Source organism: Rhodospirillales bacterium (assembly GCA_020638175.1).
Taxonomy (GTDB): Bacteria; Pseudomonadota; Alphaproteobacteria; order Micavibrionales; family Micavibrionaceae; genus JACKJA01.
Genome location: JACKJA010000001.1, coordinates 1 through 8,583, shown reverse-complemented (window position 1 = coordinate 8,583; position 8,583 = coordinate 1). Strand labels below are relative to the sequence as shown.

6 protein-coding genes are annotated in these 8,583 nt (G+C 52.5%); all 6 read right to left on the bottom strand.

The genetic code is table 11. The features are described from left to right. Positions 1-67 precede the first annotated feature (67 nt). A complete protein-coding gene (locus tag H6868_00030) occupies positions 68-733 on the bottom strand; it encodes a glycosyltransferase (protein ID MCB9987706.1) in 666 nt (221 codons plus the stop codon). 4 nt (positions 734-737) lie between these two features. Next, on the bottom strand, positions 738-1,379 hold the full coding sequence (locus H6868_00025; protein MCB9987705.1) for a class I SAM-dependent methyltransferase: 642 nt from the start codon (positions 1,377-1,379) through the stop codon (positions 738-740). Positions 1,380-1,408: 29 nt separating this feature from the next. Further along, complete coding sequence (locus H6868_00020) at positions 1,409-2,725, bottom strand: flippase (protein MCB9987704.1); 1,317 nt, start codon at positions 2,723-2,725, stop codon at positions 1,409-1,411. Beyond that, the gene (locus H6868_00015; protein ID MCB9987703.1) at positions 2,722-3,825 is read right to left on the bottom strand and encodes a hypothetical protein; all 1,104 of its coding nucleotides are present in this window, start codon (positions 3,823-3,825) and stop codon (positions 2,722-2,724) included. The genes H6868_00020 and H6868_00015 overlap by 4 nt, the downstream gene beginning before the upstream one ends. 2 nt (positions 3,826-3,827) lie before the next feature. Then, entirely contained in the window at positions 3,828-6,572 is a 2,745-nt protein-coding gene (locus H6868_00010; protein ID MCB9987702.1) for an SLBB domain-containing protein, read from the bottom strand. Positions 6,573-7,236: 664 nt separating this feature from the next. After that, positions 7,237-8,361 (bottom strand): DegT/DnrJ/EryC1/StrS family aminotransferase, encoded by a 1,125-nt coding sequence (locus H6868_00005; protein ID MCB9987701.1) that lies wholly within the window; start codon positions 8,359-8,361, stop codon positions 7,237-7,239. Positions 8,362-8,583 lie beyond the last annotated feature (222 nt).

The following is an 8,583-nucleotide window of genomic DNA, read 5'->3' as shown; positions in this document are numbered from 1 at the left end:
AAATGAGGCCTTTTGTAAGAGAGGAACAGAACTGTGACCAGGGGTGGTTTTTGATTGCTCAACTCATTCATATAACATTGAATAACCTGTGCATGATCGATTCGTATATTGAGTGCCTCTTACGGTACTTGGTGTTAAACAACCAGATATCCTGTTGCTTTATGGTCTCAAACTCCTTATGACCCGAACTGGCACTCATGACCGTATTGATCGATACGTTTTTTAATACATAGTTTCTTTGCTTTTGGGAATAAAAAAGATAGTCATCGCCACACCAGATTTTCAGGTCATCCGGGATTGCTGTATAATTATCTCTCTTTAAAAACATTAAGGTGCCGAATCCGTAATTCCGCAAATATGACCTGCTTAACCTGGGTGTGCCGGGATGAATGTTATTGATACAGGAATCATGCATTCCAATAATTCCAATATTTTGCTCCAGCGATCTCACGATGAATTGAAGCAGGGTAGTGTCAAAGGAAATGTCGTCGTTGCAAAGCGCAATGAAACTGTAAGTAGAAAGGCTTACGCCCAGATTCCAGGAGGCGTTTACATATAGGTTCCTGTCGGAGTTATAGACAACCGTTTTCTCGGATAATTTATCAATTGGTAACGGCCTTTGTGAGTTATTGATGATAATTATCTCCCTTGCCAACGGCTCGTTCTCAAGGGACCTGACCAATTCAAAAATCTTGTCTGACCGTAATAACGTGGGGATGATGAAACTGATCAAAGTATTACCTCTTTTTGGCAACGACTGCAAATTGAAGAAATTGGCAATCCCAAAAACGATTCAGGAAAATGAAGTTGAATATACGCCATTTTTTGCCCCTGAAGGCATTGATCCCTTCAATATTGATAATATCGTATCCTGTATCTTCAAACAGTTTAATCATTTCTTTCCGTGTAAAAAAACGGAGATGCGTACTGTCAAGGATGCCAGACTCGGTGTATGTGAAACTTCCCTTGATCAACAAACCCCACAGTACTTCCCAAAACCTGAGATTGGGTATTGAGGCAACAACAACGCCCTGGTTTGTCAGATTTGACCGGGATGCTTTCAAGATTTTCCATGGGTCTTCCATATGTTCCAGCACGTCATTAAACACAATGCAATCAAACTGTTTTCCCTCTATCTGTTCAACTTCACCGGTATATACATTATTGATCACCTTGTCCAATATGCCATTGGCCTCCGATGCAAATTGACTGTTCGGTTCGATTCCCCATACTTCACAATTGTACCTTTGTTTGACAGAAAATGCAAATCTTCCTGCGCCACAACCGACGTCCAGTAAAGTTTTAATACCGGAGGGAATAAAGCCCAACATTTCAGGCCTTGTATTTTTAAAGTAGGAATCTTTTTTCGCGTCAGACATTAATAAAATATACAGAAGTAAAAACTACTTTATAAGGCCGGCTTTAACATGGCTTTGAAGATCATGTGTCCATTTTCCTTTATCTGCTTGTAGAAAAAGTTGCTCACGATATTTGTATAGAAATAAGTGATCAAAGTAGCAATTGTTGCGCCCAGGGCACCCATCTGCGGAATCAATAATAAGTTTAAGAGGATATTCATGATTCCGCCGGTAATCGTTATTTTCAGATGCAGCGTGTAATAACCTTTTGAGAACATATATGCATTTCTGGGCATTCCGAAATTGACCAGTGCTGCTCCCCAGATCAGGATGCTCAATATCAGACCGGAATCTTTATAAGCAGCCCCAAAAAGCAGGCTGATAATATATCCGGAGAAAAGCGCTACAGGTATGCAAATTGCATAGGAAAGTATTCCCATATAGTTATAGAATTTTTGCAACTTCTGCAGAAATAACTCATGGTTACTTTTTTCCAGTCTTATAAGGTCGGGGAATATAGAATTGTACACTACTACAGGTAAAAAATACCAGATTTGTACCATTGTAACTGCGATGGAATATATTCCGGCTTCATAGTTCGAGTGCAAATCACCCACCATCACCAAATCAATACGCATGTACACATCTGAAGACAAAGTAGAAATGAAAAGCGGCAGACCTTGTCGCAGATAATTTGAAAAAATATTTTTGTCGATGCCCCACTGCTTAAACCCATTGGTTGTTCTTTGATAGTAAACAGTCAATAAAAGGCATAGCAAAATTGCCTCAAATGAACTAATGGCCGCAAGGACCTGAAGACTACTGGAATTGGCCAATGCAAGAACCTTAAGCAGGCTGGTGACGATAAAAGCCACATTAGAAGTAACGACGATCGGTTTGTATTCCGGTTTTGCCTGGTAATATATTGAAACTGCGGAATGCAGCGGCCTGAATAAATATGAGATGCCAATCACCAGCACCAGCGTGTGCATCAGGGAATCTCCCGGCCTTAATTGAAATATAATAATTGATTGCAGGGCGAGGGTAATGATCGCACCTGCGGACATTACCGCTAAAGCGGTACCCAGAATAGCGTTTTCTTTCTCCGGATTTTTATTGATATCGGTAACGGCGATCGTTCCCATTCCAAAGGACACCAGAGCGCCGAAAAGGCTTGTAAAGGAAATCGCATAAGCAAGCACGCCGTTGTTCGATGGGCCCAGGTAACGCGCGGTCCATACGACTACGACCAGACTGATCGAATACCGCAATATTTTATCGCCCAGCAGCCATGATACGTTCCGGATCAGTTGTTTGTTGGTGGTGATCCGGCCGACCAGCCCTTTAACCTTTGCCAGAAACATCAATCGTTAAATTGATCCCGTATCATCTTCCGGCCAATCACAAATAAACTGCCGAGAACGAGGCCCAGTCCGAGACCCAGGCCAAGCGCTTTCTTTTTCCCGTATGGCGTACCGGTCAGCGGGGGAATGGGCAAGTCGATCGGCTGTACATAAGGCACCTTGTTGCGAAGGGCAAAGTCGGCAAGTTCCAGGTTTTTGAGCGATTCGCCGTACATCAGGGCGTACATGTTCTTGTCCCGAGCCAGCCGCTCATTCGGCAACTGATCGGTCGGGCGCGTGAGCAGGTTATTCTGTTCCCTGAACTGTGCCGCACGGAATTCCGTGCCGGTCAGCAGGCGACGCAGCGAATCCGCTTTTGCACGTATGATCTCATAGGTCTCCAGTTGTTTTTCGGTAGAGGCATTGATATAAAAATCACTCAACTGGTCGAAGATGGCGCGCAGCAAGGCAATCGTCAGCGCTTCGGAGCGGGTGCTCAGGGAAAGGGTCATAATCCCGGAATCCGGATTGTTGCGCGCGCTGAACAGCGGGCGGTGTTCTTCACCTCCCAGCAACATCCCGTATAGCGATTTTAAAGCGGACAGTTCCAGGCGACTGAATTGCTCGATGCTGTCGCGGGTAAAGAAAAAATCATTTAGTCCGGACTGACCGGGATTTTTCGGTTTTTTGTTCCATTCTTCCTCATGCAGACGCTGGATGCGGATAAAATGATTGGCCAGGTAGTCCGTTTTTCCGTCGAGTTCCACCCGCTGAAACAGGGCCTGCCGGATGATGCGCATGGAGCGGGCCAGTTCGAGGATGCGGTCGTTGTTGCTGTTGCCGGCGGACAAGCCGATGCCACCGAGCAGATTGCCAAGCAGCCCCCCGCGGCTGCCGCTTTCGTCGTCCACCATAAAGGTGAGTTTTGTCTGGTAGATGATGGGGGTCGTGTACCACACGTATGCCTGCCAGACCAGAAATGGCAGGCAGAACAGCGCCAGCAGTCGCCAGGAGCGCCGCAACTCGGCAGCGTACTCCTTCAGCCTTGCGATGATGTCGCGCAGACTGAGTTCCTCTTCTTCCTGCTGTGGCTGACCACTGATATCGGGTAAGTGCTCTTTCATAGTTAATTCTTCAGGGCAGCGTATGCTACCAGCACGGTTGCCAGTGTGCCGACTGTGGCCAGAATTTGTGTCAGTGCCTTGTCCCAGTCCACCGATTTCTTTTCACCCTGGGCTTTTTGCGCTTTTGGAGGCCTGGCGGCTACCGAGATAACAGAACCTTTTGTCACTTTGGGATATATCTTGAACAGACCCAGGTTGACGGTGCGGTTGATCTTGCCGTTGGGTTGTTCCACGGTCACGTGGCTGCGCCGGGCTTTTTCTCCGAAGCCGGCGGCGTATTTTTTGACGAACCAGCCCGCGCGTTTACCGGGGGTATAGGCCACATTGATCAGGCCGTTTGCGATCAGCGGCGCCACCAGCACTTCGCCGGCGCGCGTGTTCGCCGTATTGATCACCACCAGGTCCTCGCGCTTGGGCACCGTGATCACGTCGCCTTCTTTCAGAATATGGTTGTGCGAAGAGCGGTAGTTGCGCATCGCATCGTCCAGATCGGTAACGACATATCCCCTTTGCTCCTTGCTGCGATACAGGCGCGCGCCTTCAGCAAAGGCTTCTTCGCTCAGGCCTCCGGCGCGGCGAACGAGGTCGGCCAGCGTTTCGTTGTCGCTGACGAGGGCATAACGGCCGGGATAACGCACTTCCCCCTGCAGGTCCACGAAGCGCTGGAATTCGAATTCCGGCACGCTGCGCACCACGATCTCGTCGTAGGGCAGCACGTTGAATCCGCCCGCCGTGACGTAATCGTTGTCCACCTGCGTGGTGGCTACGATCGCGCGGGTCGGCTCGTTTTCCCTGATCTGGATGCGGAAAATGTCCACCCGGTTGCGGGCCGCTTCGAGTTTGAGTCCGCCGGCGAGCAGCAAGGCATCGCGCAGGGTCATGTTCTGGCCGTATACAAATTCGCCGGGGCGCCGCACGGCGCCGCTGACCCTGATGGTGGCGGTATCGGCGTAAGTGGATCGCGAGAGGGCTTCGAGCCGGTCGAACGGGTGCAGCACGATGTTGCTGGCCGAGTTCGGGTCGTCGAATGCCGCTGCGAGGTCCACTTCGATGTATTCGAGTTCCTTGATATTGCCCGGTTCGTTGCGCGTGATCAGACCGATGCCGCTGGCATCGGGGCGCAGGCCGCCGGCGAGTAAAATGGCGCGCTGCAGAGTGAGCGAGGAGTCGTGGGTATAGGGATAGTTGCTGACGGCGTCGCGCACGGCGCCCGTCACGCTGATGCTGCTGATGTCCGTATAACGCCCCTTGGCATATACCGTGAGGCGGTCTTTGGGTTGCAACGCCAGGTCTTCCGCCGATCCGGGTGCGGAAAGAATGGCGATGACGTTAATCTGGATCAGGCGGGTGGTGTTGTCGGTATTGGTGCGGAGCAGGAATGCGGCGTCGGTACGCGCTTCCGGGCGCAGGTTTCCTTTTTTCAGCAGGTCGCTGACGCGCGGCGTTTCGCTGAGGGAGTAGGCTCCCGGCAATTCGACCGCGCCATCGATGGAAGCCGTGTTTTCGATGGCGGAGGGAATGCTGCGCACGATGACCTGGTCGCCGTTTTGCAGGGTAAAATCCTGTCCTTTTGCCTGCAGGTCCCGGAGGTTGACGTCGATGAGCACCTGGCGGTCGTCGGTATAGCGCCGCACCTGCAGCACTTCGCGGTAGGCGTTGGCGCTGAAGCCCCCGGAAAACCCGATCAGCCGCAGCAGTTGCTCGTTGCCCGTCAGTTCGTAGCGGAAAGGCCGCCGCACGGCGCCACGTATATCGATGATGCGCTCGGCGACGGGTACGTGGATAATGTCGTTGTCTTCCAGGAAAAAATCGTACTGCACGGCGGGGTTGTTCATGAACTCGTACACGTCGAGGCGGCGGCTGTTCTTCCCGCGGATGACGCTGATGTTGCGCACGGAGCCGAGATCGCCAGGGCCGCCGGCGGCCATGAGCGCGTTGAACGCCGTATTGATCGCGGACAATGAAAAACTGCCGTAATTGATCGTTTCTCCGAAAATGTGCACCGTGATGCTGCGCGCCGTGCTGAGGCTGACGGCGAATTGTTCGGGTGCGAAGCGATAGAACTGCCCGAAGCGGCTGCGCAGCAGTTCCCTGGCCTGGGACAGCGGCAGGCCCTTCAGAAATATCTTGGGCATCTGGCTCGGCTGTATGTAGCCGTCCTTTCCGATCTCGAAGCGGCTGTCGAACTGCGAAGGCCCGAAAATGCTGATGGTGATCACGTCGCCGCTGCTGAGGATGTAACTGTCGGGCGGTTTGATATCATTGGTGGTGCGGAACACCGCGAGCGAGCGGTCGCGGAACAGGTGTTGTCCGTACACCTGAGCGGGCGGCAGGCTGTCGGCCTGCGCCACTTCTTCCGATAGTGCTTCCTCGATGCTGGCGCCCTGCTTCACGCGTTGCTGTATTTGTTCGGCCTGTTCGCGTGTGAGGCTGCTGTTCTCCTCTGCAGGAGCGGCTTTTTTCGCTTTGTCGGCTTCCATCTCGGCGATCACCTGCTCGATGGCGCCTTGCAGTTGCGGCAGTTGTTCGGGGGTGATGCTGTCCATATCGATCCCGCGCTGCAGCAGGCGTGCCCGCAGTTCGGCTTCATCGAGTCCGCGGCGCTGGATCTCCGCCCGCGCCTGTTGCTGAAGCGTTTCCGCAGGCGTCTGAGCGACCGCGGCGGGTGCGCAAACGCCGAGCAACAGGAACAGCAACGCAGGCAATACGGCGATCCGTTCAATGGAAAGGTTCCTGGTTCGATTCATGGTATGTTGTTGATAGAGCGGTGGTTGGGCGGTGTTTTTGGTGGTTTTGGGGCATTGCGCTTTGTGAATTTATTTCCTTGCCTCCAAAAACGGCAACGCCGTTTTACCTCCCCCTTTGAAGGGGGCCAGGGGATGAACACGCGGAGCGAAATGCTTCAAAACCGGCAGTTTGTGCTCAGTAGCGTCGGCTGAAAGATGTGATGTTCGTATGTGCAAAATCCCGGCGCGGGTGTTCATCTTCACTGCCTTCGAAGGGGGAAGGAAATGTTGCTGCGCAACATTTTGTACTGCAATACTTTAAGTCAATTTATTGCGGCAGTTATTCAGGTTTTTTGCCGATGTTAGTGTCTCGGCAAACGGCTTTTACAAATTCAAGATGGCGCAACATGCTTTAGCGCTGCGCAGCAGCGCAACCTCCCCCTTTGAAGGGGGCCAGGGGGATGAACACGCGGAGCGAAATGATTCAAAATCAGCAATTTATGCTCAGTAGCGTCGGCTGAAAGGTGTGATGTTCGTGCGTGCAAAATCCCGGCGCGGGTGTTCATCCCCCTGCCCCCCTTCGAAGGGGGAAGGAAATGTTGCTGCGCAACATTTTGTAATTGTCTGATAAACAATGTCTTCAATATTGCCAGTCGCCCAAACGGATCATTGGAATGGCAATTGTCTACTGAAAAAACGCCTTCACGGCTCCTGTGATGTGCCCGAGCAGGTCGTCGGTCATTTCGGTGTGGATCGGAAGGGAGAATACCGTTTTGCACAGTTGTTCCGTGACAGGCAGTTTGCTGCCGTCGTGCCAGCCCTGGAAGGCCTTTTGATCATACAGCGGCACCGGGTAGTAGATCATGGACGGGATGTCGCGTTCCGCCAGGAAGGCGCGGAGCGCATCGCGGTCGCCGTCGAGCAATTGCAGGGTGTACTGGTGGAACACATGGGTGGAGTAGTGGGCGCGTTCCGGCGTTTTCAGGGCCGGAATATCGTCGAAAGCGCGGTCGTAGAAGTCGGCGGCGCGGCGGCGCGCGTCGCAAAAGGCGTCGAGGTGCCTGAGTTTTACATTCAACACGGCGGCCTGGATGGCGTCGAGGCGGGAGTTCACGCCGATCAGATCGTGGTAGTATTGTTTCGACTGGCCGTGGTTGGCGATCATGCGGGCCTGGGCAGCCAGTTCGTCGTCGTTGGTCATCAGCGCGCCGCCGTCGCCGTAGCATCCCAGGTTTTTGGAGGGAAAAAACGAAGTGCAGCCGAAATGCCCCGTCGTGCCGGTTTTTCTGCGCACACCGTCGCGGCCGGTATAGTCGCCGCCGATCGCCTGCGCGTTGTCCTCAATCACAAAAAGGTTGTATTGTTTCGCCACGGCCATGATCGGCGACATATCGGCGCTTTGGCCGAACAGGTGGACGGGTACAATGGCCTTTGTGCGCGGAGTAATGGCGGCTTCGATATGGTCGGCGCGTATGTTGAAGGTGTCCGGGTCGACGTCGGTCATCACGGGTTTGAGGCCCAGCAGGCCGATCACCTCTGCCGTAGCGACGTACGTGAAGGCCGGCACGATCACTTCGTCGCCGGGCTTGAGACCCAGCGCCATCATGGCGATCTGCAGGGCGTCGGTGCCGTTGGCGCAAGGGATCACGTGTTTTACGCCGAGGTATTGTTCGAGGTTTTCACGAAAAGCGGTCACTTTGGGACCGCCGATGAAAAGCGAAGAGTCGAGGACCTCCTGTATTTCCCGGTCGATATCTTCCTTGAGACGGCGATACTGGGTTTTGAGGTCAACCATGGAGATGTGTGTCATATAGAGTCGTATGTCGTTAGCCAGATGTCGGATGGGGTTATTTTTGTTGGATTGATTTTATCCGTCCGTGAAGTTTCCCGGAAATTTCGTTTTTTTCCGGGAGCATAGCCGTCATAGTCGTTTTACCGGGTTTCGATTATCGACATTTTGCACTCAATCGTTCATTCCCGGAGGGAATTCCTGTTTATAGAAAGGTATTATCCCCAGTCTATTAACCCCGTA

Excerpts from the sequence above, each read along its gene's own strand:
- H6868_00025 (MCB9987705.1), bottom strand. The coding sequence starts at position 1,379 with ATGTCTGACGCGAAAAAAGATTCCTACTTTAAAAATACAAGGCCTGAA.
- H6868_00015 (MCB9987703.1), bottom strand. The coding sequence starts at position 3,825 with ATGAAAGAGCACTTACCCGATATCAGTGGTCAGCCACAGCAGGAAGAA.
- H6868_00010 (MCB9987702.1), bottom strand. The coding sequence starts at position 6,572 with ATGAATCGAACCAGGAACCTTTCCATTGAACGGATCGCCGTATTGCCT.
- H6868_00005 (MCB9987701.1), bottom strand. The coding sequence starts at position 8,361 with ATGACACACATCTCCATGGTTGACCTCAAAACCCAGTATCGCCGTCTC.